Raw genomic sequence first — 26,421 nt, 5'->3', positions numbered from 1 at the left:
CCGGTTGCTCCAATACGTAGATCGTAATGACAGCAGCCTACGTTGCACTGGAAGGGGGCCATGTACTCGAGGGGCGTGGTCGTGCTTCTGGCACAGCTCGTGGCGAACTCGTTTTCACGACGGCATACACCGGTTACGAAGAAAGTCTAACCGACCCATCGTACGAGGAGCAGATCCTGACCTTCTCGTACCCGCTGATCGGTAACTACGGCGTCCGTGAGGAGCGATTCGAGTCCGACCGCATCCACCCACGCGCCGTGCTCGCAAAGGAACTCACTGACGACATCACCGAGTGGCTCGAAAGCGAGGACGTCCCCGCCGTCGACCATCTCGACACCCGCGAAGTCGTCACCGACATCCGCGACGGCGGCGCCATGAAATGTGGCATCGCCGTCGGCGACGACGTCACCGAAGAAGACGCACTCGAGCAGCTCGAACAGTGCAAAGCGATGAGCGACCACACGGAGATCGGCGCACAGGTCAGTGTCGACGAGACGGTCGTCCACGGCGAGGACAACGATGGCGACACGGTCGCACTGGTCGACTGTGGCGCGAAAGGCTCGATCATCGACTCGCTGGTCGAGCGCAACGCGACGGTCCACGTCCTGCCCCACGACGCGACCGAGGAGGACGTCGCCGCCATCGAACCTGACATCCTGTTCATCTCGAACGGCCCCGGCGATCCCGCAAACTACGAGGAGGCGATCGACATCGTCGATGCGTTCGTCGAGGACACGCCCGTCGCCGGCATCTGTCTCGGCCAGCAGATCGTCGCCGAGGCGCTCGGCGGCACGACCGAGAAGATGACGTTCGGTCACCGCGGTGTCAACCAGCCCGTGCTGGATCTCGAGTCCGACCGCGTCGTCATGACGACGCAGAACCACGGCTACACGGTCGCCGAACCCGGCGACTATCTCGAAGTCACGCAGATCAACGTCAACGACGACACGCCGGAAGGCCTCGACGGTGTCGAACACGACATCATCACTCGCCAGTACCACCCCGAAGCCAACCCCGGCCCACAGGACACCCTCGATTTCTTCGACGACGTGCTCGCGATGGCCGATCCCCAGAATCAGCGAGCCGTTCCCGCCGACGACTGATCGGTAGCTTTCGAATTTCGCAAGCCGTTTTTTCATCGCGTCCCGTTCGACCCCAACAGAGCGGTGCGATCGTGAGCAGATGGGGCGTCCATAACAGACCGATCAGTTCGGAACGGAAAAACCGGTGTCCGAGTCGCAGGTCGCCTCCACTTCTCGCTCGCGTTTCGCCGTGGCGCACACCGCCTGCGGTCTGAGATGGACTGCTGTCGTCAGTTCCTGCCGATCACGACTCCACCCTGGTGATGGACAACAGACCGTATGAATCGTGTCAAAACCAACGAAAGACTCGTTGTGCTGTTGACACTCTCAGCTGGCGCTCAGTCGTGTCGGAACGATCGCTGTCCGGTAAACGCCATGGCGATGTCGTGTTCGTCTGCAGCCTCGATCACGTCGTCGTCGTTGACTGAGCCGCCGGGCTGGACAACGGCTTCGATACCCGCCTTCGCGGCCTCCTCGATGCCGTCCGGGAACGGGAAGAACGCGTCCGACGCCATCACTGCACCCTCGGCGTCCTTGCCTTCTGCGTGCTCGTCGGCTTTCATCGCCGCGAGTCGCACGGCGTCGACGCGGGAGACCTGTCCCATCCCGACACCGACCGTCTCAGTGCCTTTCGTAAAGAGGATGCCGTTCGATTTGACGTGTTTGAGCGTCTGCCACGCGAACACCATCGACTCGAGTTCCTCGTCGGTTGGCTCGCGTTCGGTGACGACCTCCAATTCGTCGACCGAAATCGATTGCATATCACGTTCCTGCACGAGGCGGCCGCCGACGAGTGGCTTCTCGGTAAAGCGTTCGGTTCGCTCACCCAACTCGCCAACGTCGAGGACGCGCAGGTTATCCTTTTCAAAAAGGACCTCGAGGGCGTCGTCGGTGTAGCCCGGCGCGACGACGACTTCTTTGAACGAGTCGATGATCAGTTCGGCGGTGTCGGCGTCACACTCGCGATTCACTGCGACGATGCCGCCGAAGGCGCTCATCGGGTCCGTCGAGAGGGCCTTCTCGTAGGCGTCGGCCAGCGAGTCGGCGGTCGCACAGCCGGCTGGGTTGGTGTGTTTGATCACCGCGGCGGCGGGCTCGTCGAACTCCTTGATCAGGTTGAGCGCGCCGTCGGCGTCGTTGTAGTTGTTGTACGACAGCGCCTTCGCGCCCTCGTTGAGCTGGTCGGCATGGACGACGCTGGCCTCGTCGCAGGTGTAGTCGGCGTAGACGGCGGCGTCTTGGTGGGGGTTTTCCCCGTAGCGGAGGGTGTCAGCGCGGTCATCGGAGACGAGTCGTCGGGCGGCCAGACCATCGTGGTCATCGCTCTCTGTACTTGCCACGTCGGCGTCGACGGTGACCTCGCCGGCCTCGAGGTCCACATCGACGGCGTCCTCGGCAAACCATTTGACTGCACGCGGGTATGCACGGAACTCTCCCTCGTAGAGGACACGCTCTTTCAGGCTCTCGGCGTCGTCACCCTCGTAGACCGGAATCGGCTCCTGCGTGACGATCGGGCCGCCGTCGACCTCGCTGTCGACGACCGCACCGTCGTCGTCGGTCGCGTCGGTGACGACGTGGACCGTACAGCCCGTCACGGAGACGTCCGCATCGAGTGCGTCGCCCCAGGCGTCCATGCCGGGGAACGACGGCAGCAGCGATGGGTGGACGTTCAGCGTCGTCGGCGTCTCGGAGAGGAACGTCTCCGAGAGGATGCGCATGTAGCCATCGAGACAGACGAGGTCGAACTCGTAGTCTGAAAGCGCGTCGAGGACGGCTTCCTCGTGTTCGCTGCGGCTCATGTCATCCTCGAGCGGGACGACCTCGGTCGGAATCCCGCGCTCTGTGGCGGCCTCGAGCACCGGTGCGTCCTCACTGTTGGTGAGAACAACGGCGAGTTCGGCTCCACCAGGCTGTCGGTCGGCGATGTTCAACAGGTTGCGCCCTCGGTTGCCGGCCATCCCGGCGATTCGCGTCATGGTCGGACACCCGCCTGCAAGCGACAAAGTGGTTGCGGTCTCGTTCACCGATTTATTCATATCCGTGCATTACAACGACACCATTTCCACACTGTCGTCTCGAGATATGCACACTCGTGGTGCTGCCCGGCTCGTCGTTTCGATACCCTTTTGCACCGTGCTGGAAAGACTCGCACAATGACCGAGACTGACGCCCTGTACGCCGTCTCACCGCTGGACGGCCGTTACGGCAGTCGGACCGCACCACTCTCACCGTACGCGAGCGAAGCCGCGCTCATGCGAGCCCGGGTTCGCGTCGAAGTCGAATACCTGATCGCACTCGCCGACCTCGAGGCGACGCCGCTGGAACTCGGCCTCGAGGAGCGCGAACACCTCCGCGGGCTGTACAAACACTTCGCCGAGGAGGACGCCCGACTGATCAAGAAACTCGAGACCGAGGGCCACGCCGGCTTCGACGCGACGAACCACGACGTCAAAGCCGTCGAGTACTTCGTTCGCCACCGCCTGCCCGAGGACAGCGACGCCTCGGCGTGGATCCACTTCGGACTCACGAGCGAGGACGTCAACAACCTCGCCCACCGTCTGCTCGTCCGGGACGCCGTCGACGAGGTCCTCCTGCCAGCGCTGTACGACGTCCGTGAGACGCTCGCCGAGATGGCCCGCGAGTATCGCGACCTCCCGATGCTCGCCCGCACTCACGGCCAGCCCGCGACGCCGACGACGTTCGGCAAGGAGATGGCCGTCTACGCGGCCCGCCTTGGCCGTGCGACGGGCCGGATTCGACGCACGACCGACGAACTCAGCGGCAAACTCGGCGGGGCCTCCGGGACGTACGCGGCTCACGTCGCCGCCTACCCTGACGTCGACTGGTCGGCGTTCGCTGCGGAGTTCGTCACGGGACTCGGCCTCGAGTTCGAATCCCTCACGACGCAGGTCAACCCGTGTGACGACCTCGCCGCCGTCTTCGACGCCTTCCGTGGCGCAAACGACGTGCTCCTCGACCTCGATCTGGACGTGTGGCTCTACGTCTCCGATCGCTATCTCGGCCAGGAGGCCGTCGAGGGCGAAACGGGTTCGTCGACGATGCCGCACAAGGTCAACCCGATCGACTTCGAGAACAGCGAGGGGAACCTCTCGAAAGCGAACTCCGATCTGACCTTCCTCGCCGACTACGTCACCACCTCGCGACTTCAGCGTGACCTCTCCGATTCGACGGTCAAGCGAAACATCGGTGCCGCGTTCGCTCACTGTCTCATCGGCTACGGCAAAACGTCGGCAGGGCTTTCGAAAGTCGTCCCGACCGAGCAGGTCATGCGCGACGACCTCGAGTCGACCCCCGAGATCATCGGCGAGGCCGTCCAGACAATCCTCCGACGCGAGGGCCAAGAAGACGCCTACGAGCGCGTCAAAGCCGTCACGCGCGGCAAAGACGTCTCTATCGAAGACTTCCGTGACATGTTCGACGACCTCGAGGTCGACGAGGCCGTCCGCGAGGAACTCCACGCCCTGACGCCGGCAGGCTACACCGGCGTCGCGAGCGACCTCGTCGACGACCTCGAGTAAAACCGAAGTAGCGACATCCGTGCGTCGCTAGTCGCGATCCGGCGCAGCGTCTTCTGGAACCTGTCCCTCGACGAGCGACTGGTCGGCGTACTCCTCGCGGATGTCTTTTTTCGAGAACTTGCCCGTCGCCGTCTTCGGCACTTCTTTGATGAACTCGATCTCGTCCGGCAGCCACCACTTGGGGTACTCGTCGGCGAGCTGCTCGGAGACCTCCTCGACGAGCGCCTCTCGGTCGGCGTCCGCCGTCGGGACGACGAACGCAACCGGTCGCTCCTGCCAGCGCTCGTGTGGCACGCCGACGACGGCCGCCTCGGAGACGTCGTCGTGGGCCATGATCGCGTTCTCGAGTTCGACCGAGGAGATCCACTCGCCGCCGGATTTGATCACGTCTTTCTCTCGGTCGACGATCTTGATGTAGCCGTGTTCGTCGACGGTGACCACGTCACCGGTCTTGAGCCAGCCGTCCTCGAAGTCCGTTTCGTTGGCTTCAGGCCGTTTGAAATACTCTTTGGTCACCCATGGGCCGCGGATCCATAGCTCGCCGAACTCTTCGCCGTCCCAGGCGATCTCCTCGCCGTTTTCGTCGATGACCTTGAACTCGAGACCGGGCACCATCAGCCCCTGCTTGCTGCGTTTGTCCACCTGCGTATCGTAGTCTGCGTCCTGCAGATCGGCTTTGAGATGGGAAACCGAGCCGATCGGCGACATCTCGGTCATCCCCCACGCGTGGAGCACCTCGACGCCCTGATCGTCGAACCACTCGATCATCGACTTCGGGGCCGCCGAACCGCCGACGATCACGGTCTCGAGCGTCGAAAGATCGACCTGGTTCTCCGAGCAGTACTCCATCAGGCCCAACCAGACGGTCGGGACGCCGGCGCTGATCGTCACGCCCTCGTTTTCGATGAGCCCAGCGAGATCTTCGGGGTCCGGCGAGGGACCGGGGAAGACCTGTTTGGCGCCGCCTGCCGTCGCCGTAAACGGCATTCCCCAGGCGTTGACGTGGAACATCGGCACGACGGGCATGACGACATCGTCATCGGCCATTGGAATCCCCTGTGGCGCCTGGGTCGCCATCGTGTGGCTCCAGAGCATCTGCTGGGTGTACTCGACACCTTTCGGGTTGCCCGTCGTCCCCGAGGTATAACACATCCCTGCCGGCTGCTCTTCGGAGACGTCCGGCCAGTCGTAGTCGGTCGACTGACCGTCGATGAACGACTCATAGGGGGTTGCCTCGAGGGCGTCGGATTCCTCGCTACCCATGACGACGAAGTCGACGCCGTCAAACTCGTCGTCGGCGTCGGCGACCGCGCCAGCGAGTTTCGGTGCGAGCGACTGATCGACGAAGATCAGCTGGTCGTCGGCGTTGTCGACGATGTACTGAATGTGTGCGTCGGGGAGCAACGGATTGATCGTATGGAGCTGTGCTCCCATCGATGGGACAGCGAAGTACGTCTCGAAGTGCCGCGAGTGATTCCAGCAGAACGTTCCCACCCGGTCGCCCTCCTCGATGCCATACTCGTCAAGCGCGTTCGCGAGCTGGGCTGTTCGGTCGTCGTACTCACTGTAGGTGTACCGCTGCATGCCGTCGTGATTCCGGGAGACGATCTCCGTGTCGGAATACAGGTTGGCTGCGCGCCACAAGAACGGTCGAAGCGTTTGGTCTGTTGCAGAAGGCATCTTCATCTTCTTTAGAGACACAAACGATCCATTATTCTTTTTGTAATGTTTCTGTTACCTTGTCTCACGATAACAGTCTAGTCAAGCAGTTCGAGGGCCGTGCCAGCTGCAGTGGCGGCCCAGTCACGGCATCTCGGCTTCAGCCGAAAAACAACCACAAAAACTCACTAATCGTTTAAAACGAGCGCCCCAACAAGTACTGGTCGCGTCACAGGCGTCGGTGTCACAGTCAGTATTTATTTTTATTGCGAACCGATACCCAGACGTATGCCAGCGAACCGATGGTCGTCCGTGCCCGTTCCACCAAGCGTTCGTGCCATCGGCCTCTGTCTCGGTCTCGGGGTCGTCGGCTGGCTAACTGGCTTTGCTGCAACCCTCGGCGTCGAGGGCCACCTCCTCCTCTTTGGATACACGACACAGACTGTCACCCAGCTCGCGTCGTCAGTCGCGTTCAACGTCGTCGGGGCTGGCGGACTCGCGTTGACGTACCTGCTCGTTCGGCGTCACGGATTCGACCGGGCGTTCATCCTCGAGTTTCTCCGGCTTCGCAAACCCGATCGCTGGGATCTGGTGTGGGTCATCGTCGGGCTGTTCGGTGCGTTCATCGTTGCGGTCAGCTATCAGTTCGCGATCGATCTGCTCGATCCGTTCGGTGTGGGTGGCGAGGGAACGACCCACTCCGGAATCGAACAGGGGCGTGAGTATCCGCTCCTCTTGTTGCTCGGCATCCCGATCGCGATCTTGCTCACCGGACCCGGCGAGGAGTTGCTCTACCGCGGCGTTATCCAGTCACGGCTCACCGAGACGTTCCCGACTGCACTGGCAGTTGTTCTCGCTGCCCTCGTGTTCGCTGCCGTCCATTTTCCGGTCTACATGGGCGATGACATCAGTGCTGTGCTCGTCAGTCTCGGCACCGTCACGACACTTGGTCTGTACCTTGGCGTTCTCTACGAACTCTCCGACAATCTCGTCGTTCCGGCGCTGATTCACGGTGGGTTCAATGCGGTTGTCTACCTGCAAAACTTCCTTCTGTACACGTGAGCCCGTCGAGACGGCTGGTATCACTCACTCGAGTCACATTCCGGGTCGCTGGTCGTCTCCCACTTCACGGCCGATCCGTCGTCAGTCGCCGGACTCACTGTCGGAGCGGACACCGGTTCGTCGTCAGTGCCAGTCAGCGATTCGTCTCCACCATCGGGACCGAGACGCCGTCTCACGATGGCTCCTGTACCGATGGTTGCCACCCCCAGTAGCATGACTGCACCGAGGACCGGAACGAGCTGGCTCGAGCCGATGACGAGCGTTCCAACGACGAGAGACGACCACGGTGACGGCGACTCGTAGCCAACCCGACCGACCAGCCAGTCACCGACGGCAAGAACACCAAAGCACCCTCCAACGACCAGCAACACGCCCCAGAGTGCAACCGTTGGAAGCGTAACGACAGCGCCGACGGCGAAGACCAGCGGGTGCTCGAGAACCATCGCGACGAACAGGGGCATCGAGGCGACCGCGAGCAGTCCGAAGAAGACGATGAAGCCGGCCGGGAACACGAGATCCGGGCGGCTGGTAAGCTCGGCTCTGATCGCCTGCGTCCGGGACGGAACCCCTCCGATCAGGACCGCGCCGAGCACGAGCGTAAGCAGCATCCAGCCGATGGTCACACCGAGCGCTCGAGAGAGATCGGGGACGACAACTGCGAGCACGCCGTCACTCGAGTATGTAACGGCGTGGCTCTGTATAGCGCGTGTCACGGCTGTGCTGACGACAGCAGGAAACACGGAGTTAGTGTGTATGTACGCCAGTATGAACAAAAAGCGTGCGGTCGTAGCAGTCGACGACTGTTTGTGGGGTGTCGACAGCCGTGGTGGAACGGATCCCTGCATACGGTCTGTTGTCAGTCAGTGCCGGCCCGACCGCGAACCCGCGTACGGTCGCGCCGGGAAACAGGGACAGCAAACCGTATCAGAACGGCCATCGGCAGCCGATTTCGCGGCCACATCGCCGCGACTCGTCTTCTGATCTAGCCGGAACGAGCTGATCGGCGTGATCACACCATCAGTGCGTCGTAAAATGTCGGCTCAGTCTGCGCTGTGGAGCGGCATGACTCCGCAGTTCGGGCAGCCGTTGTGTTTTGTGGTCTGATAGTGCAACTCTTCCTCACAGTTTCTGCACTTGTAGTGGGATTCTGCCATTAAATAGAGCCAGGCAGGAATCGCACATATGTCTTTCGTGAGTGGTGTTGACGAAAGTGGTGGTATCACCACCGTCAGCAGCTGTACGCTCTGTTCTACTATTGTTACCGATTCTCGTTAGGGTTCATGAACGATCGCTGTCCCCTCCGATGAACGCATCGAATTCCGTTTTCACAGAGGGGTTTGAAACGGCTATCGACGGCCGTCCACAACTCTGTCCAGAGCACTGGTGAAATCAACACCGCTTTGTTCGATTACGCCAAATCACAGGTATGAGCGATGCGATGATCGACGCCCTCTATCCGGAAATCGCCACGATCGCGCTGTTCGTGCTGGCGATCCTCGGTATGATCGCACTGTTGTATATCTCGACTCGATGGTGAGCGGGGCAGGATCGATTGCTCTGCGGCCAAACGGCTGCTAGTGGATTCACGGCGACCAGCGTCTCTCATCGACGGTGTACGACCGGTACAGATAACTCCCCCGACAGGTGTCACTCGGTACATGGAGTATCTCCTGTGGGTCGCCGTTGCGCTCGTCGCCTACGGCCTCATCCCGCCGCTGACGAGCGTTGTCACGACGGCCGTCCCGCCGGCAGTCGCCCTGTTTCTCTCCACGGCGGTCTTTCTGCTGCTCACGCTCGGCGTGCTTCTCGTGACTGGTACCGCCGACCCAGCGTACGCGACGACGCCGGCAGCGGGATACGTCTACGTTGCCGGCCTCTTTCTCGCCGTCGGCATTCTCGCCTACTACTCCGCCCTCGAGGCCGGGCCAGTCAGTGTCGTCGTGCCGATATATGGGCTGTTCATCGTTGGCAGCTCCGTCGTCGGCATCGTCTTTCTCGGCGAGGAGTTGACCAGCACCCGCGCTGCCGGCATCGCAGTCGCCGTCCTCGCGATCTATCTGGCGGCGAGTGGTGACCGCTGATGCGACGCTATCTCGCGCTCTCGGTGATTGCTTGTCTCACATACAGTCTCGTCGCACCGCTGCTCTCGATTGCGATGACTGACATTCCGAGTACGACCGCTGTCTTCCTCTCGAACTCGGTGATGCTCGTCGCCGTCGGCGCTGTACTTGCCTATCGAAAGCGTTCGGTCACCACCTATCTCCATCACCGGTACAGCCCGCATATTCTCGCAATGGGTGTTCTGCTGGCCGTTGGGCTCTTGAGTTACTATCGCGCACTCTCACTCGGCCCCGTCAGCGTCGTCGTCCCCATTTTCGGGCTGTTCATCGTGATCAGTTCGTTTGTCGGGATCCTCGCGTTCGAAGAGGCGGTGACGCCCCGAAAGATCGCCGCTATCGCAGCAAGCGTGCTCGCGATCGTGTTGATGGCGATCTGAAGAACCGTCTCGGCGTCGAAAACCGCTCCGTTACTCGAGCAACGCCGCGAGCGTCGCCTCGAGTGCGGTCGCGGCCTCTCGAACCGCCTCGACGCGCACGTACTCCCGCGGTGCGTGGGCGACGGCGCCGCCCTCGTCGGCGAGCACGCCGGGGCCGAAGACGACCGTCGGTGCATCCGTCGCGAAGTAGGAGGCTTCGGTCGCGGCGGTGAACGGTCGCACGTCGCCGCCAGCAGCGTCGGCGAGCAGGTCAACGACCCGCGCGTCGGGGTCGGTATCCCAGGCCTCGAGAAACGGCGTTGGCCGGTCGGTGAACCGGAACTCGACGCCGATGTCGTCGGGCACGGCCGCCTGCAACTGGTCGGTCAACGCGGTGTGGAACGCATCAGCCGTTTCCGGGGGCACGCTTCGGCGATCGACCGTCAGCGCGCAGTCGGCCGGCACCTGATTGGTTGCCTCGCCGCCCTCGACGACCGTCGGTGTCAGCGTTGCCGCGCCGAGTTGGGGATGCGTCGGTGGCGCGTCCTCGCGGTCGCCAAACGTTCGGATCGCCTCAAGGACGGCCTCGAGGGCGGCGACGGCGTTGACGCCGGTATGGGGTTCAGCCGCGTGGGCGTTGGCCCCTGTCAGGTGAATCGTTCCCTGAAAGCGGCCTTTCGCGGCCGTACAGACGTCGAGATTCGTGGGTTCGCCAACGATCACCGCGTCGGCATCTCGAGTCGGCGAACCGGAGCCGGAAACCAGTTCGTACGCGCCCGTCGAGAGCACTTCCTCGTCGGGTGTGATCGCGAGCGTGACGCGACCGTCAGCGGGCTCGACGGCGAAAAAGGCTGCCAACAGCGCGGCAAGTGGCCCTTTTGCATCACAGGAGCCCCGCCCACGGATCACGTCGCTTCCGCCGGCCGCTGTCTCCTCTCGGTCGCGTTCGAAGGGGACGTGTGGCGAGACGGTGTCGATGTGGGTGTTCAACACGACGTGGGTGTCGGCGTCGGCCGGGCCACGAGTCGCCAGCACGTTCCCGCCGTCGTCGACGCGGGGCTCGATGCCGTGGACCTCGAGCGTCTCACAGAGGAACTCCCGCATCGGGCTGACGTCCTCGTGGGAGGCCGTCTGGACGGCTGTCTCGAGGAAGTCGACGGGATCGAACTGTCGACTGCTGCCGGTGGCCGCCGCGTCGGATCGGTTCCCAGTCACTGTTCGGCCGTTCCGATCGCGTCGACAACTTCACCATCGAACTCGTGTTCGACGGGGCCGGCGAGCGTCGCCCGCCCGCGGTCGTTGAAGCTTACGTCGAGTTCGCCACCCGGTGGCGAGACGGCGACCGGATCGGCGTCGGTGAGCCCGAGTCGGCGCGCGACGACGGCGATGGCAACCGCGCCGGTGCCACAGGAGTCGGTTTCGCCTTCGACGCCGCGCTCGAAGGTCCGCTGGCGGAAGCTGCCGTCGCCATCATGGCTGGCGATCGTGACGTTCGTTCCTTTCGGGAAGACGTCAGCGTGGCGAACCGGTGGGGCGATCTCCTCGAGGTCGACGTCGTCGACGTCGTCGACGAACGCGACGGCGTGGGGGACGCCGGTGTTGACGACCGAGACCTCGAGGCCTTCGATCGACTCCTCGAAGACAGGTTCGTCGGCGTCGACGGGGACGTCTTCGGGAGCAAACGTCGGCGACCCCATCTCGACGGTGATGCCGTCGGCAGTTCGATCCGCGCGGAGGGTGCCTGCCTGTGTGTCGATCATGACGCTGTCGGTGTCGGTGCGTTGCATGGCCCACTCGGCGGCACAGCGAGCGCCGTTGCCACACATGGGTGCTGTCGAGCCGTCGGGCTGGACCAGCGTCATCACGACGCGTGGTGGGTTGAAATCCTCCTCTAAGGCGAGATAGAGGATCCCGTCGGCACCGACGCCGGTGTCGCGGTCACACTCGCGTTTGGCGAGTGCGGCCCGGTCGGGGACGTATTCGGCCGCATGGATGATCAGAAAGTCGTTGCCGGTGCCGTGGTACTTTTGGAATGGAACGGTCATCGTTCGGTAGGCTGTATTGCTGTCGGGGTCGGGGCCGATTCAGGGTCGGCTGTCTGCTTTGCATGTTCTCGCTCGTCGTGGGACGTGAGAGCGCGTTGTCTGTCACCGTCGGGACGGTCGAGATGAATCAACTCTCGCGTTCGACTCTCGTAACGTCGTCGATCGTTTCGCGTCGGCGAGCGAGTCGCGCGACGCCGTCGTCGATGACGACGGAGGCGGGTCGAGGCCGGGAGTTGTACTGGTTGGCCATCTCGTAGCCGTACGCGCCAGTGTTTCCGATCGCGAGGAGGTCCCCGCGCTCGCTTGCCGGGAGTTTGCGGTCCGTACAGAAAACGTCCCCGCTCTCGCAGATCGGGCCGGCGATGGTCTGTGCAGTCTCCTCGCGGCTGCTTTCGGTGTCACTCGAGTCGGCAGTGAGATTTCGAATGGGATGGTACGCGTCGTACATCGCAGGCCGCAAGAGCGTCGTCATGCCGGCGTCGACGCCGACGAGCGTCGTCTCTCGTGCGTCCTTGACGGTGTTGACCGCTGTCAACAGGACGCCGGCGTCGGCGACGAAGTAGCGACCGGGTTCGATGGTCAGTTGCGCATCCACATCGCCGACCGACTCGCGGGTCGCGTCGGCGACCGCCTCGAGGTCCAGTGGCGTGTCGTCCTCGCGGTAAGGAACGCCGAAGCCGCCACCGATGTCGAGGAACTCGAGGTCACCGACGTCATCGATCACGTCTCGAGCGAGCTCGCCCATCCGCGAGACGAACTCCCGGTGGGCGTCGAGTTGGTCGCTCGAGACACCAGAGCCGACGTGGGCGTGGATACCGACGATGTCGAATCCGCGGTCGGCAGCATCTGCGAGCACATCGACGGCGCGTTCGGCTGGGACACCGAACTTCGCGTTCGCACCGGTCTGAACCTTCTCGTGGTGGCCGGCTCCGATCCCGGGATTGACTCGGAGACAGAGTCGCCCGTCGTAGCCGCGCTCGGCGAGGCGGTCGATCGTGTCCTCGGCTCCAGCAGTGATCGTCAACTCGGGGAACGCTTCCCAGGCCTCGACAGCGATATCGAGATCTCGAGCCGGCGGGTTGACGGCCGTATAATGGACGTCAGCCCCGCTGTCGGTTACAGCCAGTGCACGCGTGAGTTCGCCCGCCGACGCACACTCGAGGCCGATCCCCTCCCCGTGGAGCGTCTCGAGGACGTCGCTGAGGGCGTTCGCTTTCACCGCGTAGAGAATCTCGGCGTCGGGAAACGCTGACTCGAGTCGGCGCGCGTTTTCCTTGATTCGATCGAGATCGAGGACGTACAACGGCGTCTCGTACTCTCCCGCAAGGGACTCGAGTCTCGTCGGCTCCCATGCTGTCAGCCGGCGAACCGCCGGCGATCCCTCGAGTGTCGTCATTATCGATTGCTAGGCTACCGCGAGAAGTCAAGACTTTGGATTCGAAAGCGCACAAAGCCGACGCGACACTTACTCGGCCGGCTGTGGTTCCGAGACCTGCACCTCGTCTTCGATGACCGTCCCGTCGGGCAACTCGAGTTCGGGCTCTCGGCCGACGGTGAACAGCCGTTCGGTGAGGGTGAGTTCCTCAGCTTTCGGGCTCGGTTTCTCGACGGCCTCGTAGTCGACGACGATGCCGCCAGCGTCAGGTTCGGCGGCGATACGGACCGTACACAGCTGGTAAGACGGGTAAAACACCGGTGGAAGGATGCCGGTGATCCCGTCGCGGCGATGGAGGCGTTTGAGCCACGTCCCGGTGTTGACGGCCACGCCGCCCTCGAGTTCCTGCAATCGCGGGCGGTGGGTGTGGCCGTAACAGAAGATGGCCGTCTCCGGGTCTTCCTCGAACACCTCGCGGGCCGCCTCGGCGTAAGGCGTCTCGGCATCGACAGTGAGTTCGGTCTCGAAGATACCGAACCGGCTGACGGTCTTCCTGACGTCTCGCCGGATGAAATACAGCGGGATCCCGACGAGCATCACCAACCCGGTGATCGTGACGTTGATGGCGAGCAGGAACCAGACTGCCGTCCCAGCCGTGCCGAACTGGCTGAGGAAGCCGGTCGTTCGCTCGACCGGCATCGACCAGATGCCTGCAAGGTCGAGACTCGTCAGAATGACGAGGAGAATGCTGATGTTGAACAGCAACAGAAACGGGACCAGCGCGTACCGAAGCAGCGGGTTCATCTCGCGGTAGAAGTACTTTGAGAGGAGCCACACCGGCATCCGTTCAGTGGGTGTCACCGCTTGCACGTCTTTCAGCCAGTTGTACCGGCCTCGATCCGAAAGCTGTCCTGCTCGGCTGGTGACGAGTGTATTGTAGAAGTAGCCAAGCGGGGTCGCATACGGGTTCCCCCAGTCTTCGATCCGATTGTTGGGATCCTGTTGATGGCCGTGTTCGAAGTGAATCGTCCGGCTGCCGACCGGCCGCGTGATCGACTGTTCTTGGACGAGGTCGACGTTGTACGCTGCAAAGCGCTCGACGTACTCGTCGTAGGCGGCCAACTCGTGGTCGTGATTGCCCGGGAGCATCGTGATCGGGATGTTTTCTCCGGTCGCCCGGAACTGCTCGAACAGCTCTGGATACGTCTCCTCGAGCGCGTCGAACTTCTCGATTCCCGAAATCGTGGTAAACTCCCAGAGGCCGAAGGCGTCGCCGTTGATCACCAACTCGGCCGGCTCGTCGGTCTGCTCGAGTCGCTCGAGAAACGCCAGCAACTCATCGAGAAACTCGACGTTCTCGAGTTGCTCGTCACCACCGATGTGGAGATCGCTGATGACGTAGTAGACCCGGTCCTCATCGGTCGTTCCCATTGGGCCAGCCTTTCACTCAGGTGTAAAAACGGTTTCGTGTCGTCCCGCGCTGTCACACAGTCGGTGCTTGACCGACGGCTGCGAGCGGTCGGGTTACTCTCGGAGCGTGTCTTCGCGCTCGGTCGCCTCGAGGGTCTCCGTCTGAAGGTCGGTCGCAACGACAGCGGGCTTGTACGCGCCGCCCTCGAAGAGGTCGTGGTCGCTGATCGAGGACTCGACAAAGCGAGTAAAGGCGCGTCGGTCGGCGGGCAGTTCGCCGTAGAGCACTTCCTCCTCGACGAGGTCGTACACCGGAATGCGCGGTGTCAGCAGCGTGTTCTCGCCGACGACGCTGTTCTCGCCGACGACAAAGCCACTCGTGACGCGACAGCCAGCGCCCAGCGAGACGTTGTCCTCGATGATGACCGGCGCGTTCTCGACTGGCTCGAGCACGCCGCCGATCAGAGTGTTCGCGCCGAGTTTGACGTTCGCACCGATCTGGGCACACGAACCTACCGTATCACAGGAGTCGACGAGGGTGCCGTCGCCGACGTGGGCACCGATGTTGACGAACGCCGGACTCATCAGGATACAGTCCGAGCCGATGTGGGCACCGCGGCGGACGACGGTGCCGTCGGGCGTGTTGCGGCTCCCCCGGTCGCCGTAATCACTCGAGTCCGCCAGCGGGAGGACGTCGTTGTACGTGACGCCGCCGTACTCGCGGGGCTCGGTCGCGCGCAGGCCGAAGTTGAGCAGAATGCCCTGCTTGACCCACTCGTTTGCCTCCCACGCATCGCCGTGTTTCTCGGCGGCGCGGATCTCGCCAGCCTCGAGGGAGTCGAGGAAGGCGTCGAGGGTCGCGTACGCGTCCTCGCCGGCGGAGTCGGCGCTGACATCGTCGTTCTGGTACTGTCCCCACAGCTCCGTGATTTCGCTCTCGAGTGCACTCATTCTGCGATCACGTCCGCAAAGTCGTACCAGCCTGCCTTCTGTCCAGCGATCCACGCCGCTGCATCGACGGCTCCCGCAGCGAAGACGCCGCGGTCCTCGGCGCGGTGGGTGAGCCGCAGTTCCTCGTGGTTGCCTGCGAGGAGCACTTCGTGTTCGCCCGTAACATTGCCGGCACGGAGCGCGTGGACACCGATCTCGCCGGCGTCACGCGGCTGTTCACCCTCGCGGCCGTGCGTGCGCTCGGTGAACTCACCGTTGGCTTCGATCTCAGTGAGCAGGCGGTTTGCCGTGCCACTGGGCGCGTCGCGCTTTGCGTTGTGGTGAGTCTCGACCAGTTCGACGTCGTACCCCGGCAGGTTCTGGACGGCCTCGCCGACGACGTTCAGCAGAGCCTGGACCCCGCGGGCGAAGTTCGGCGCATGGAGAACGGCGACCTCCTCGCTCGCATCCTCGAGTGCCTCGAGTTGGTTGTCGTCGAAGCCGGTCGTGCCCGTGACGAACGCGACGTCGGCCGCGGCGCAGGCCGCCGCGTATTCGACGGCCGACTCGGGACCAGTAAAATCGATGACGGCTGTCGGCTCGCGCTCGACGAGCAGCGAGTCGATGTCGTCCGCGGACTCGATCTCGACGCCGTCGACCGTCTCACCGTCGGGGCTTCGGGAGACAGCGAAGACGACCTCGCAGTCGGCGTGGTCGTCGACCGCAGCGATCACTTCTCGGCCCATCCGGCCCGTCGCACCGGTGACACCGACGCGGACCGTCATCGATCGTCCTCTCCGCTGCCGTCGGCTACCGCGGCCGGTTCGGCCTCGAGATCAGCGAGAACGGCCTCGAGGTCAGCACGGTGCTCCTCGGAGAGCCGGGTCAGCGGCGAGCGCATCCGTGCTGGGCCGTAGCCCCGGATCGCCATCGCTTCCTTGACCGGAATCGGGTTGGTCTCGATGAACAGCGCACGGAACAGCGGTCCGAGTTCGTGATGGATCGCTCGAGCGCGGTCGTAATCGCCGTCGAGGGCCGCACCAACCATCGCACACGTGCGCTCGGGTTCGATGTTCGCGGAGACACTGATCGTGCCCGTGCCGCCGACGGAGATGGTTGGCAGAGTGAGTGCGTCGTCGCCCGAGAGAACGGCGAACTCCTCGTCGACCGTTCGCTCTGCGATCTCGCCGATCTGGCCGAGGTCGCCGCTTGCGGCCTTGTACCCCGCGATGTTCTCGTGACTTGCGAGTTCGACGGCGGTGTCTGGTTCGATGTTCTGGCCCGTCCGCGAGGGGACGTTGTAGACGATCTGTGGGAGGTCGATCGCGTCGGCGATCGTTCGATAATGCTCGACGAAGCCGCGCTGTTCGGGCTTGTTGTAGTACGGCGAGATCAGCAGGAGGCCGTCAGCGCCAGCCTCGGCGGATCGCTCGGAGAGTTCGAGCGCTTCGCGGGTGTTGTTCGAGCCCGAACCCGCAATAACGGGAACGTCGTCGACGGCCTCGATGACCGCTTCGACGACCTCGACGTGTTCGTCGTGGGTCAGCGTCGCGGATTCGCCGGTCGAGCCAACAGGGACGAGGCCGTCAACGCCGGCTGCCTCGAGTCGCTGTGCGTCGGCCTGCAGGGTTTCGAAGTCGATACTTTCGTCGTCGTTGAACGGCGTACACATCGCGGGGAAGACGCCGGTGAAGTCGATAGTGGATGTCATAGGTTGTCTACTGCTGTGTGGGTCGGTCGTCGGATACTTTATTATGATGATTCACGCGTGATACGTCGCCCTCGAGTCTGCGTTAGAGGGCGATTAAATTCCGGCTCGCACCCGGGACGGGGTCGCTACGCCCGCCTCGAGCACACTTCACACGCGTTTACGTTTCGAAAAGTGAGAAACGGCGTCGCTCACAACGAGCGTATCGGTTCGGTGAGCGACGTGACGCATACGTTGGCGGTTGTGCTGGACGAACTTATTCGTTGTGTCTTTGGCTGTGTTGACCCAGCAATGTGTGGCAATACCATGACACCCGCTATCGATTTTTGGACCGATTCCCGCTTCATTTATACTTCTCGATTGCTTACTGCTGGGTATGCGAAACACACAGTTGAAACTCAGGATGGCAATCGTCGGGACCATCCTCTTTGCCCTCTACTTCGGTGCCGCCCTGTTCTTTTCGACGGCATGGGGGGTCCCGCTGCTTCCCGTCCTCCTGGTTAGTATCGTTGTCCTTCCTGCTGCCCAGTACAAGTTCGGCAAGTGGATGGCGCTCCGTGGCACCGAGGAGATGCCTAACGAGGGTCGTTATCGCGAAGTCCACCAGATGACCGAATCGCTCTCGCGAGATATGGGACTGGACAAGCCCAAACTCGTCGTGCAGGATATGGGCGTTCCGAACGCGTTCGCGACCGGGCGCAAAGGCGCTGGCGTCGTCTGTGTCTCGACCGAGCTCATGCAGTTGCTCGACCGCGACGAACTCGAGGGCGTCATCGCCCACGAACTGGCGCATCTGAACAACCGCGACACCATCACGATGATTCTCGGTCAGTCAGTTGGGATGGTCGTGAGCTACGCGGTGTTCTTCCTCGTCCGCGACGACAACAACTTCTTCGTCGCCTACGCCGCCTCGATCGCCGCCCAGATGCTGACGCTGATCTTCGTGATGGCCATCTCGCGCTACCGCGAGTACGTCGCCGACGCCGACGCTCGCCAGCACATCGGCAGCGGTGATCCTCTCGCCCGCGCACTCGAGAAAATTTCCCGCGGTTCTGAAGGACGCGAGTCGACAGTCGACGATAACGTCAACGCGCTTTGTATCTTCAATTCGGATAAAAGCCTGCTGGCACAGCTGTTTGCGACCCACCCGCCGGCCGAAAAGCGCATCGAGCGCCTCCGCCGCTAACAGCCGACCCGTCTCGTTTGTCGGCTGGCCCAACGCAGTAACCGCAGTTCGGTCGCATCGACCGACGTAATTTTTTACACCCACCGATAACAGTATATCACGTGACGGAAATTCATCCCGGTCAGCGCGTCGCCGTTCTCGTCGACGCCCAGAACCTCTACCATACGGCACAGAGCATCTACAGCCGCAATATCGACTACTCTGCGCTTCTCGACAAAGCCGTTCAGGATCGCCAGCTCACTCGCGCTATCGCGTACGTGATCCGCGCAGAAGCGCCCGACGAGGAGAGTTTCTTCGAGGCACTCGTCGATATCGGCTTCGAGCCCAAAATCAAGGACATCAAAACGTTCGCTGACGGCACCAAAAAGGCGGATTGGGACGTCGGGATGAGCCTTGACGCAGTGACACTCGCGAACCACGTCGACACGATCGTCCTCTGTACTGGCGATGGCGACTTCTCGCGGCTCTGTTCACACCTGCGCCACGAGGGCGTCCGCGTCGAAGTGATGGCGTTCGAATCGTCGACCGCCGACGAACTCATCGAAGCAACCGACTCGTTTCTTGACCTCGGCGACCGCCACGAAACGTTCCTCCTTTAGCTGCTCTGTCTCGAGTCCGGCCGATGTCTCAGACGGCCTGCAGTCTCCATGTCCCGATGGCCTCGCACGCGTCGCGAACACACCAGCACTGACTGACAAGCGTTCGTCTCAGTGAGCGACGAGCAGTTGGCAGACGACCGACGGCGGTCAGGACTGATTCGAGTACCGACGCTGTGAGATGCCGATCAACAGCGCGTAGCCCGTAATAAAAAGCGTCACACCGGTCAGGAGATACACGGCCGTCCCCGAAACGAACGAGGCCGGGCCGGCCAGCGTCAGGGTGCCGAAAATGAGCAGGGTAACCCCGAGGCCGATTTGCGTGACGTCCATGAGATACCAACACTACTCGGTCGAGGATTATAATATTCGCTATCTCGTTCCGATCAAAAGCGAGGTCGAAGGGCTTTCGACGGCCCGCATCAAACCCCGTCCAATGAGCGAGCCAGCCGACGGGAACGGACAGGCGGGACTCCCGAATCTTCGAACGATCGCGGACTACCAGTTCGGGTCGGGCGCGGGCAACGCACTGTTCCCACCCACCGAATCACTGACGATCAAACGCACCACGTCGGGACGTCCCCAGCAGGTTCACGCCGAAACCGGACGTCTCGTGTCCTTTGGTATCGACGGCCGATTCACCCTTGGACTCGAGGGCGGCCGCCGACTCCACGACGCCCTCGAGCATCCAGCCTACCGCGTCGTCGTCGACGACGAGAGCGAACCGTTCGTCCGCGACGAAAAGAACGTGTTCGCGAAATTCGTTCTCGAGGCGGGTGACGAGATCCGGCCCGGCGACGAGGTGCTGATCGTCCACGAGCGCGGCGAACTGATCGCCGTCGGGACGGCACAGCTCAGCGCTGACGCCATCGAAGACTTCGACACTGGGGTTGCCGTGGCCGTGCGCGAAGGCGCGCCTGCGGAGTAGCCTCGCTTCGCGTCTCCAGGCAGACGACGGCTGCTCAAGCAGTGTGCAACTTGGTTCAGTTGACGGACACTGCTGCGAGACGCTTTTTCAGCTGTTGGCCGGTGTGGAAAACTGCACACAACTCATTTCGCTCGAGCCGGCAGTCAGTTCGCAGGTCAAAGCATGCAGTCACGTCCGATCTCCGCTTCGTATCGCGTTTTGACCTGCTCGAACAGCAATTTGCCGACTGACGTGGTGAGCCGCGGGGCAGCCGTCGCGAAGAACTCGTCGAGGTTCTCGTACTCGGTAAACGCATCGTTTGGTTCGGTCTCGTCGTAGCGGTCCTCGCGTTCGTACTGCAGCGCCTGCAGGCAGTTGTCGAGCAGGTCCATGTCTTTGACGAACTGCGCGGTCGGCGTTTCTCGAGCCTCGTACTCCTCCCAGAGCGACAGCCACTCGTCCGTCTCGAACGGCTCGAGCAGGTCCGTGATGGCGGCTCGCTCGAGGCGTTCCTTTTCGTCGCTCGAGAGTTCTTGTGTGTCATCGACGTCTGCGGCACGGGTCGGAATATCTCCCGTGCGCGCCTCCGCGAGGTCGTGGACGAGCGCCATCGAAACGGCTCGGTCGCGGTCGACGTCGGCCCGGTCGGCGTAGAAGAGACACAGTGTGGCCGTCCCCCATGTGTGAGCGGCGACCGACTCGGGTGACTCGATGCCCCGGAGGACCCACCCCGTCCGCAGTTCGTCTTTCAATTCGAGCAACTCGAGGAGCGAATCGAGTTTATCGGCCATTGAACCGTCTATGGTCTCGCTGGCCGGTTGAAAACGTTGATTCTCGTTCGGCGATGGGCTGTCGAACTGCGTAGTCCGAACGACAAAGTAAAAGGTCGCGGATGGCGACGTGTCGGGTATGTTTGGAGGAGGCGGCGGACTGAATCCGCGCAAGATGGAACAGATGATGAAACAGATGGGGATCGATGTCGAGGACATCGAGGCCGAAGAGGTCATTATCCGGACCGACGAGTACGATCTCGTCTTCGACAACGCCGAGGTCACGAAGATGGACGCCCGCGGCCAGGAAACGTACCAGGTCATCGGCTCGCCAGAACAGGTCGAGTCCGGCACGGCCGGTGCCATCGCCGATGCCGACAGCGATGATGACACCTCGAGTGCAATCCCTGACGAGGACGTCGAACTCGTCGTCGCTCGAACGGGCGTCAGCGAAGACGAAGCTCGCGAGGCACTCGAAGAAAACGACGGCGACCTCGCCGCAGCAGTCGGCTCTCTCGAGTGACGATCGCGTGAGTAGCGATCCAGACACCGACGAGGCAATCGAGGCGGACCCAGCAGGCGAGGATGCAGGCGACCGCGTTCCCGTCTTGCTGGTCCGGGGCGACCGCGAGTATCTCGTCGCCCCCGGCGGCGAGCAGGGGACCGACCTCGGCGTCCTCGAGGTACCCGAGGACGTCCAGCCAGGCGAGACGATCGAGACGCATCTGGGTGATGCGTTCCAGGTGCGTCGGCTGCGCGGCCCGGACCTGTTTCACCACTTCGAGCGCACGGGTGCGCCGATGGTGCCCCGCGATATCGGTCTCGTGATCGGCGAGACGGGCATCTCCCGTGGCGACCGCGTGCTCGACACCGGGACCGGCACGGGTGTCCTGTCGGCGTCGATGGCACGCGCTGGGGCCTCGGTCGTCACCTACGAGCGTAATCCGGAGTTTGCCGAGGTCGCTCGCGAGAACATGGAACTTGGCGGCGTCGCCGACGCCGTCGACGTCCGCACGGGCGATCTGACCGAGGAACTCGAGGAACTCGAGGACGAGTCGTTCGACGTCCTCACACTCGACACGGGCGATGCGGCGTCGATCGTCGCCCACGCACCAGCGCTGCTGGTCGAGGGTGGCTTCGTTGCGGTCTACAGCCCTTTCATCGAGTCGACTCGCGAGGTCGTCGAGACGGCTCGAGAGGCTGGCTTATCGAACGTCCGCACGCGCGAGACGATCCAGCGCGAGATGCAGTTCGACGATCGTGGTTCCCGGCCGTCGACCGCGCCAGTCGGCCATACGGGCTATCTGACGATCGCTCGGAACGTGTAGTGGCGACTCGGTCGGACCCGCCGCGAAATCATTTTTCAGGGTCGTGTTGCCACTGAGCCGCAGTGTACGCCACAGACTGAGTTGAGCACTGTGCCCACTCATCGTCACAACTCTCATTCAGGTTCGAGTTTCGAATCGTGGCGACTGTTCGCAACCTTCTTTATTGACTCGCCTGTCTGCGAACATAGAGATGGCTGTACTCTGGCTGGACGAGATCAGTGCTGGCGACTTGGAGAAAGTCGGCGGCAAAGGTGCTTCCCTCGGAGAACTTACGGGTGCTGGGCTACCCGTACCCCCGGGATTCGTAGTAACTGCCGGAACGTACCGTTCGTTCATCGAAGAAGCTGAAATCGACGACGAACTGTTCGAAGTCGTCGATGTCGACGTCGACGACTCGAGCGCGCTTTCGGACGCGGCCGACCGCGCGCAAGAACTCATTCTCGAGACGCCGTTCCCTGACGAGTTGCGCGAGGAGATTCTCGAGTCCTACAGCGAGGTCGGTGACGGCGAGGCGTTCGTCGCCGTTCGCTCCTCGGCGACGGCAGAGGACTTGCCCGATGCGTCGTTTGCGGGCCAGCAGGATACGTACCTCAACGTCACCGAGGAGGCGCTGCTCGACCGCGTGCGTGAGTGCTGGGCCTCGTTGTTCACCCAGCGTGCGATCTACTATCGACAGGAGCAGGGCTTCGATCACTCGGTGGTTAACATCGCCGTCGTGGTTCAGCAGATGGTCGACGCCGAGAAGTCGGGTGTGATGTTCACGAGTCATCCCTCGACCGGCGATCCGACGATGATCATCGAGGCCGCGTGGGGACTCGGCGAAGCCGTCGTCTCCGGGGCCGTCTCGCCGGACAACTACATTATCTCCCGCGAGGACCGCGATATCGACGTCACCGTCGCCGAAAAGAAGGTGATGCACGAAAAAGACGAGGAGACTGGACAGACCGTCGAGCGAGAGGTGCCCGAGGCGAAACGAACCGAACGCGTTCTCAGCGACGACGAGATCGAACAGCTCGTCGATCTCGGCGAACGCGTCGAGGACCACTACGACAATCCGCAGGACGTCGAGTGGGCGATCGTCGGTGACGAGGTCTTCATGCTCCAGTCGCGTCCGATCACGACGATCAGCGAGAGCAACGGTGAGCCGACAGCCACCGACTCCGCCATCGACGTCTCTGAAGGCGTCACCGACGGCAGCGGGACGGCAGCCGCCAGCACCACTGACACCTCGAGTGTGAGTACCGGTAGCGTCCTCGTCGACGGACTGGGCTCGAGCCCGGGCACGGTCAGCGGTGCAGCACGGATCGTCAAAAAGCTCGACGACCTGGCGAAAGTCGACGAGGGAGACGTCATCGTGACCGAGATGACGATGCCGGACATGGTGCCAGCGATGAAACGAGCCGTCGGGATCATTACCGACGAGGGCGGTATGACCAGCCACGCCGCGATCGTCTCCCGCGAACTGGGCGTCCCGGCCATCGTCGGGACAACCAACGCCACAACGGTCTTAGAAGATGGACAGGTCGTCACGCTCGACGGTGACAAGGGTGCGGTCCTCGAGGGGAAGACGGTTGAAGACGACGAGGAGACCGAACCAGTCGAGGAGGTTCGCCCGCAGTCGCCAGTCAAACCGATGACCGCGACCGAGGTCAAGGTCAACGTCTCGATCCCTGAAGCCGCAGAACGTGCGGCTGCGACGGGTGCCGACGGCGTTGGCCTCCTGCGGACCGAACACATGATCCTCTCGCTGAACCAGACGCCGGAGAAGTTCATCGAGGAACACAGCGTCGACGCCTACATCAAAGAGCTCATTCAGGGGATTCGAACCGTCGCCGACGAGTTCTATCCACGACCCGTTCGCGTGCGGACACTCGACGCGCCGACCGACGAGTTCCGACAGCTCGAGGGCGGCGAAGACGAGCCCGAAGAGCACAATCCGATGCTCGGCTACCGCGGTATCCGGCGGTCGCTCGACCGGCCTGACGTCTTTGCCCACGAACTCGAGGCGTTCCGCCGGCTCTACGAGATGGGGTATGACAACGTCGAGATCATGCTCCCGCTGGTCAACGACGCCGAGGACATCTACCGCGCAAAGGAGCTAATGAAAGACGCCGGCATCGACCCCGACAAACGCAAGTGGGGGGCGATGATCGAGACGCCGGCCGCCGCCCTGTCAGTCGAGGGGATGGCTGAGGCAGGCATCGACTTCGCCTCGTTCGGCACGAACGATCTCACCCAGTATACGCTCGCGGTTGACCGGAACAACGAGAACGTCGCTGATCGATTCGACGAACTCCACCCCGCAATCCTGCGGCTTATCGGCACCGTCATCGAGACCTGCCGCGAACACGACGTGGACACGAGCATCTGTGGCCAGGCCGGCTCTAAACCGGAGATGGTCCAGTTCCTCGTCGACGAAGGTGTGAGCTCGATTTCGGCGAACATCGACGCCGTCCGCGACGTCCAGCACGAAGTCAAACGGACCGAGCAGAAGCTGTTGCTCGATTCGGTTCGCTGATCACCACCGTCTAGACGCGTTTTTTCGGCGGTTGGTCCCGAGCGACGGCGATACTCGAGTCGCAGCTCCGTCTTCACAGTGGGTGTGAATTCGACAAACAGAACGCATAAATCAGCCCAAATCGACGTACGTGATATGCAAATCGAGCCGCAGGCGTTCGATCGGGTACTCTCCTCGATGTGTACGGAGCCCCACCCGGTAGCGCGCGAGGCGGCCGAGCGGTTTCTCGCGACGAACCCCGGCGATCCTGGCACGTATCCGACGATCACGGCACTCGAGGACGACGCGGTCGCGATGCTCGGCGAGCTCACCGGCCTTGAGGAGCCGGCGGGCTACATCGCCAGTGGCGGAACGGAAGCGAACATTCAGGCCGTTCGGATCGCTCGTGAGCGCGCCGAGACGCGAACGCCGAACGTCGTCATGCCGGAGTCGGGTCATTTCAGCTTCCAGAAGGCTGCCGACGTCCTCGGTGTCGACCTTCGAATCGTCCCGACGGACGACTCGTTTCGGGCTGATCTCGAGGCCGTCCGTGCGTGTGTCGACGAGCAGACGGCGATGGTGGTCGGCGTCGCGGGAACGACCGAGTACGGCCGCGTCGACCCAATCTCCGAACTCGGCGACATTGCGGCGTCGGTCGGCGCCATGCTCCACGTCGACGCTGCCTGGGGTGGGTTCGTTTTACCGTTTACCGACCACGAGTGGCACTTCGGTCACGCGCCAGTCGACACGATGACGATCGATCCGCACAAGATGGGCCAGGCCGCCGTCCCCGCTGGTGGGCTGCTCGCTCGCTCGGATGACCTGCTCGATGCGCTCGCCGTCGACACGCCGTATCTCGAGTCGACATCACAGGCGACGCTGACTGGCACCCGATCGGGTGCTGGCGTCGCAAGCGCGGTCGCGGCGATGAGAGAGCTGTGGCCCGAGGGCTACCGCGAACAGTACGTCCGCGCACAGCACAACGCTGAGTGGCTCGCTGACGCCCTCGAGAAACGCGGCTACGATGTCGTCGAGCCGACGCTGCCGCTCGTGGCGGCAGACCTCCCGCAGTCGACGTTCGACGCCCTGCGAGCCGATGGGTGGCGCATCTCCCGGACTGCAACCGGCAAACTCCGGGTCGTCTGTATGCCCCATGTTACCCGCGAGATGCTGGCCTCCTTTATCAGCGATCTCGACCGTCTCGAGGTGCGAGCGAGCGCTCCCGTGATGGGCGACGATTGACTGCGTTGTGACGATTGACTGAACTTTGGGCACAGTTGTCGCTGCTCGAGTGTCCACCAGCTCGCCGACGACTCACTACACTACTCGGACTGGCTCATAGGGATTTCCACACCCTCCCCATCCGACTCGCTCACTTGGTTCGGTCGCTCATCCCTCACACGGTGTCATCGATCGACAGCGCGCGCCACCGCGGGCGAACGGTCGGGTAGCAACGAACAATCGGTAGCGGTTTGGCGCGTCGCTGACAGACTCGAGTATGACGATGGATCGGATCGACGCGGTTGCGATCACCGGGTTCGTGGCGCTGGTCGCAGCGTCAGCGGTCGTGGAGGGGATCGCTGTCGCAGCCGCACTCGGGGGATTCGCGCTCTCGCTGTCGAGTTGGCGGCTGTACGACGGCCGACCCTGGGAAGCGATCGCCTGGCTGGCGTGGGTTGGCGCGGCTGTCGTGCTCGTAATCAACCCCGGTGGGGCGGCGTTTCTGATCGCCTTCTTCGGCTGTTTGGTCGTCGGGGTCGGGCTGTTGTTTGGCAGCCGGCTGGAGCTGTTGCCGGCGATATGGCACGACGGAGCTGAGGAAGCCAACGGCGCCGACTGACGGCGGTCAAC

The 26,421-nt window shown here is 62.8% G+C and carries 25 protein-coding genes; 13 read left to right on the top strand and 12 right to left on the bottom strand.

Annotated features, from left to right (window positions below):
• The first annotated feature begins 26 nt into the window (after nt 1-26).
• A complete protein-coding gene (gene carA / locus ACERJA_RS03820) occupies nt 27-1,103 on the top strand; it encodes a glutamine-hydrolyzing carbamoyl-phosphate synthase small subunit (RefSeq protein WP_373606944.1) in 1,077 nt (358 codons plus the stop codon).
• 317 nt (nt 1,104-1,420) lie between these two features.
• Here the strand turns inward: carA and purH are convergent, their stop codons facing one another.
• On the bottom strand, nt 1,421-3,058 hold the full coding sequence (gene purH / locus ACERJA_RS03815) for a bifunctional phosphoribosylaminoimidazolecarboxamide formyltransferase/IMP cyclohydrolase (protein ID WP_373606943.1): 1,638 nt from the start codon (nt 3,056-3,058) through the stop codon (nt 1,421-1,423).
• 177 nt (nt 3,059-3,235) lie between these two features.
• Between purH and purB the strand changes: the two genes are divergently transcribed.
• Nucleotides 3,236-4,621 (top strand): adenylosuccinate lyase, encoded by a 1,386-nt coding sequence (gene purB / locus ACERJA_RS03810; protein ID WP_373606942.1) that lies wholly within the window; start codon nt 3,236-3,238, stop codon nt 4,619-4,621.
• 27 nt (nt 4,622-4,648) lie between these two features.
• On the opposite strand, the gene ACERJA_RS03805 is transcribed toward purB, so the two are convergent.
• Nucleotides 4,649-6,301 carry a long-chain fatty acid--CoA ligase gene (locus ACERJA_RS03805; RefSeq protein WP_373606941.1) on the bottom strand — a complete coding sequence of 551 codons (1,653 nt, stop codon included), beginning with the start codon at nt 6,299-6,301 and terminating at the stop codon, nt 4,649-4,651.
• A gap of 267 nt (nt 6,302-6,568) precedes the next feature.
• Here ACERJA_RS03805 and ACERJA_RS03800 point away from each other — a divergent pair, with 267 nt between their 5' ends.
• Complete coding sequence (locus tag ACERJA_RS03800; RefSeq protein ID WP_373606940.1) at nt 6,569-7,342, top strand: lysostaphin resistance A-like protein; 774 nt, start codon at nt 6,569-6,571, stop codon at nt 7,340-7,342.
• Nucleotides 7,343-7,362: 20 nt separating this feature from the next.
• Here the strand turns inward: ACERJA_RS03800 and ACERJA_RS03795 are convergent, their stop codons facing one another.
• Nucleotides 7,363-8,055, bottom strand: coding sequence for a hypothetical protein (locus ACERJA_RS03795; RefSeq protein WP_373606939.1), 693 nt, complete (start codon nt 8,053-8,055; stop codon nt 7,363-7,365).
• A gap of 945 nt (nt 8,056-9,000) precedes the next feature.
• Here ACERJA_RS03795 and ACERJA_RS03790 point away from each other — a divergent pair.
• On the top strand, nt 9,001-9,423 hold the full coding sequence (locus ACERJA_RS03790; protein WP_373606938.1) for an EamA family transporter: 423 nt from the start codon (nt 9,001-9,003) through the stop codon (nt 9,421-9,423).
• Nucleotides 9,423-9,839, top strand: coding sequence for an EamA family transporter (locus ACERJA_RS03785; RefSeq protein WP_373606937.1), 417 nt, complete (start codon nt 9,423-9,425; stop codon nt 9,837-9,839). The genes ACERJA_RS03790 and ACERJA_RS03785 overlap by 1 nt, the downstream gene beginning before the upstream one ends.
• A 30-nt stretch (nt 9,840-9,869) precedes the next feature.
• Here the strand turns inward: ACERJA_RS03785 and ACERJA_RS03780 are convergent, their stop codons facing one another.
• The 7 genes from ACERJA_RS03780 to dapA form a co-directional block, all read right to left on the bottom strand.
• Entirely contained in the window at nt 9,870-11,033 is a 1,164-nt protein-coding gene (locus tag ACERJA_RS03780) for a M20 family metallopeptidase (RefSeq protein WP_373606936.1), read from the bottom strand.
• Nucleotides 11,030-11,863 carry a diaminopimelate epimerase gene (dapF, locus tag ACERJA_RS03775; RefSeq protein ID WP_373606935.1) on the bottom strand — a complete coding sequence of 278 codons (834 nt, stop codon included), beginning with the start codon at nt 11,861-11,863 and terminating at the stop codon, nt 11,030-11,032. Before dapF ends, ACERJA_RS03780 begins: the two co-directional genes overlap by 4 nt.
• 127 nt (nt 11,864-11,990) lie before the next feature.
• Nucleotides 11,991-13,259 carry a diaminopimelate decarboxylase gene (lysA, locus tag ACERJA_RS03770; RefSeq protein WP_373606934.1) on the bottom strand — a complete coding sequence of 423 codons (1,269 nt, stop codon included), beginning with the start codon at nt 13,257-13,259 and terminating at the stop codon, nt 11,991-11,993.
• A 69-nt stretch (nt 13,260-13,328) separates the two neighbouring features.
• Entirely contained in the window at nt 13,329-14,669 is a 1,341-nt protein-coding gene (locus ACERJA_RS03765) for a metallophosphoesterase (protein ID WP_373606933.1), read from the bottom strand.
• A gap of 93 nt (nt 14,670-14,762) precedes the next feature.
• Nucleotides 14,763-15,599 (bottom strand): 2,3,4,5-tetrahydropyridine-2,6-dicarboxylate N-succinyltransferase, encoded by an 837-nt coding sequence (locus ACERJA_RS03760; protein ID WP_006066547.1) that lies wholly within the window; start codon nt 15,597-15,599, stop codon nt 14,763-14,765.
• Nucleotides 15,596-16,363 carry a 4-hydroxy-tetrahydrodipicolinate reductase gene (gene dapB, locus ACERJA_RS03755; protein ID WP_373606932.1) on the bottom strand — a complete coding sequence of 256 codons (768 nt, stop codon included), beginning with the start codon at nt 16,361-16,363 and terminating at the stop codon, nt 15,596-15,598. Before dapB ends, ACERJA_RS03760 begins: the two co-directional genes overlap by 4 nt.
• Nucleotides 16,360-17,289, bottom strand: a complete 930-nt coding sequence (dapA, locus tag ACERJA_RS03750; RefSeq protein WP_373606931.1) for a 4-hydroxy-tetrahydrodipicolinate synthase — start codon at nt 17,287-17,289, stop codon at nt 16,360-16,362. Before dapA ends, dapB begins: the two co-directional genes overlap by 4 nt.
• Before the next feature lie 373 nt (nt 17,290-17,662).
• Here dapA and ACERJA_RS03745 point away from each other — a divergent pair, with 373 nt between their 5' ends.
• Nucleotides 17,663-18,472 carry a M48 family metallopeptidase gene (locus ACERJA_RS03745; protein WP_373606930.1) on the top strand — a complete coding sequence of 270 codons (810 nt, stop codon included), beginning with the start codon at nt 17,663-17,665 and terminating at the stop codon, nt 18,470-18,472.
• A gap of 101 nt (nt 18,473-18,573) precedes the next feature.
• Entirely contained in the window at nt 18,574-19,071 is a 498-nt protein-coding gene (locus tag ACERJA_RS03740; protein ID WP_006066551.1) for an NYN domain-containing protein, read from the top strand.
• Between the two features lie 147 nt (nt 19,072-19,218).
• Here ACERJA_RS03740 and ACERJA_RS03735 read toward each other — a convergent pair whose 3' ends face one another.
• A complete protein-coding gene (locus ACERJA_RS03735) occupies nt 19,219-19,401 on the bottom strand; it encodes a hypothetical protein (RefSeq protein ID WP_006066552.1) in 183 nt (60 codons plus the stop codon).
• Between the two features lie 103 nt (nt 19,402-19,504).
• Between ACERJA_RS03735 and ACERJA_RS03730 the strand changes: the two genes are divergently transcribed.
• A complete protein-coding gene (locus ACERJA_RS03730; protein WP_049889834.1) occupies nt 19,505-19,996 on the top strand; it encodes a PUA domain-containing protein in 492 nt (163 codons plus the stop codon).
• Between the two features lie 155 nt (nt 19,997-20,151).
• Here ACERJA_RS03730 and ACERJA_RS03725 read toward each other — a convergent pair whose 3' ends face one another.
• Complete coding sequence (locus tag ACERJA_RS03725; protein WP_006066554.1) at nt 20,152-20,766, bottom strand: HD family hydrolase; 615 nt, start codon at nt 20,764-20,766, stop codon at nt 20,152-20,154.
• 118 nt (nt 20,767-20,884) lie between these two features.
• On the opposite strand from ACERJA_RS03725, the gene ACERJA_RS03720 reads away from it, so the two are divergent.
• The 5 genes from ACERJA_RS03720 to ACERJA_RS03700 all read left to right on the top strand — a co-directional run bounded on the left by ACERJA_RS03720 (nt 20,885) and on the right by ACERJA_RS03700 (nt 26,410).
• Entirely contained in the window at nt 20,885-21,268 is a 384-nt protein-coding gene (locus tag ACERJA_RS03720; protein WP_373606929.1) for a nascent polypeptide-associated complex protein, read from the top strand.
• Between the two features lie 7 nt (nt 21,269-21,275).
• The gene (locus ACERJA_RS03715) at nt 21,276-22,073 is read left to right on the top strand and encodes a methyltransferase domain-containing protein (protein ID WP_373606928.1); all 798 of its coding nucleotides are present in this window, start codon (nt 21,276-21,278) and stop codon (nt 22,071-22,073) included.
• A 190-nt stretch (nt 22,074-22,263) separates the two neighbouring features.
• Nucleotides 22,264-24,591 carry a phosphoenolpyruvate synthase gene (ppsA, locus tag ACERJA_RS03710; protein ID WP_373606927.1) on the top strand — a complete coding sequence of 776 codons (2,328 nt, stop codon included), beginning with the start codon at nt 22,264-22,266 and terminating at the stop codon, nt 24,589-24,591.
• 135 nt (nt 24,592-24,726) lie between these two features.
• Entirely contained in the window at nt 24,727-25,812 is a 1,086-nt protein-coding gene (gene mfnA, locus ACERJA_RS03705; protein ID WP_373606926.1) for a tyrosine decarboxylase MfnA, read from the top strand.
• Between the two features lie 256 nt (nt 25,813-26,068).
• Nucleotides 26,069-26,410, top strand: a complete 342-nt coding sequence (locus ACERJA_RS03700) for a hypothetical protein (RefSeq protein ID WP_373606925.1) — start codon at nt 26,069-26,071, stop codon at nt 26,408-26,410.
• The last annotated feature ends 11 nt before the right edge of the window (nt 26,411-26,421 follow it).

The organism is Natronorubrum sp. A-ect3, from assembly GCF_041821125.1.
Lineage (GTDB): Archaea > Halobacteriota > Halobacteria > Halobacteriales > Natrialbaceae > Natronorubrum > Natronorubrum bangense.
Note: the sequence above shows the minus strand (reverse complement) of the source record. Positions and strands in the feature narration are given on the sequence as shown.

Bases quoted from the DNA above. Each gene is read 5' to 3' on its own strand.
- carA (WP_373606944.1), top strand. From the start codon at position 27: ATGACAGCAGCCTACGTTGCACTGGAAGGGGGCCATGTACTCGAGGGG.
- purH (WP_373606943.1), bottom strand. From the start codon at position 3,058: ATGACGCGAATCGCCGGGATGGCCGGCAACCGAGGGCGCAACCTGTTG.
- purB (WP_373606942.1), top strand. From the start codon at position 3,236: ATGACCGAGACTGACGCCCTGTACGCCGTCTCACCGCTGGACGGCCGT.
- ACERJA_RS03805 (WP_373606941.1), bottom strand. From the start codon at position 6,301: ATGCCTTCTGCAACAGACCAAACGCTTCGACCGTTCTTGTGGCGCGCA.
- ACERJA_RS03800 (WP_373606940.1), top strand. From the start codon at position 6,569: ATGCCAGCGAACCGATGGTCGTCCGTGCCCGTTCCACCAAGCGTTCGT.
- ACERJA_RS03790 (WP_373606938.1), top strand. From the start codon at position 9,001: ATGGAGTATCTCCTGTGGGTCGCCGTTGCGCTCGTCGCCTACGGCCTC.
- ACERJA_RS03785 (WP_373606937.1), top strand. From the start codon at position 9,423: ATGCGACGCTATCTCGCGCTCTCGGTGATTGCTTGTCTCACATACAGT.
- dapF (WP_373606935.1), bottom strand. From the start codon at position 11,863: ATGACCGTTCCATTCCAAAAGTACCACGGCACCGGCAACGACTTTCTG.
- lysA (WP_373606934.1), bottom strand. From the start codon at position 13,259: ATGACGACACTCGAGGGATCGCCGGCGGTTCGCCGGCTGACAGCATGG.
- ACERJA_RS03765 (WP_373606933.1), bottom strand. From the start codon at position 14,669: ATGGGAACGACCGATGAGGACCGGGTCTACTACGTCATCAGCGATCTC.
- ACERJA_RS03760 (WP_006066547.1), bottom strand. From the start codon at position 15,599: ATGAGTGCACTCGAGAGCGAAATCACGGAGCTGTGGGGACAGTACCAG.
- dapB (WP_373606932.1), bottom strand. From the start codon at position 16,363: ATGACGGTCCGCGTCGGTGTCACCGGTGCGACGGGCCGGATGGGCCGA.
- dapA (WP_373606931.1), bottom strand. From the start codon at position 17,289: ATGACATCCACTATCGACTTCACCGGCGTCTTCCCCGCGATGTGTACG.
- ACERJA_RS03745 (WP_373606930.1), top strand. From the start codon at position 17,663: ATGCGAAACACACAGTTGAAACTCAGGATGGCAATCGTCGGGACCATC.
- ACERJA_RS03735 (WP_006066552.1), bottom strand. From the start codon at position 19,401: ATGGACGTCACGCAAATCGGCCTCGGGGTTACCCTGCTCATTTTCGGC.
- ACERJA_RS03730 (WP_049889834.1), top strand. From the start codon at position 19,505: ATGAGCGAGCCAGCCGACGGGAACGGACAGGCGGGACTCCCGAATCTT.
- ACERJA_RS03725 (WP_006066554.1), bottom strand. From the start codon at position 20,766: ATGGCCGATAAACTCGATTCGCTCCTCGAGTTGCTCGAATTGAAAGAC.
- ACERJA_RS03720 (WP_373606929.1), top strand. From the start codon at position 20,885: ATGTTTGGAGGAGGCGGCGGACTGAATCCGCGCAAGATGGAACAGATG.
- ppsA (WP_373606927.1), top strand. From the start codon at position 22,264: ATGGCTGTACTCTGGCTGGACGAGATCAGTGCTGGCGACTTGGAGAAA.
- mfnA (WP_373606926.1), top strand. From the start codon at position 24,727: ATGCAAATCGAGCCGCAGGCGTTCGATCGGGTACTCTCCTCGATGTGT.
- ACERJA_RS03700 (WP_373606925.1), top strand. From the start codon at position 26,069: ATGACGATGGATCGGATCGACGCGGTTGCGATCACCGGGTTCGTGGCG.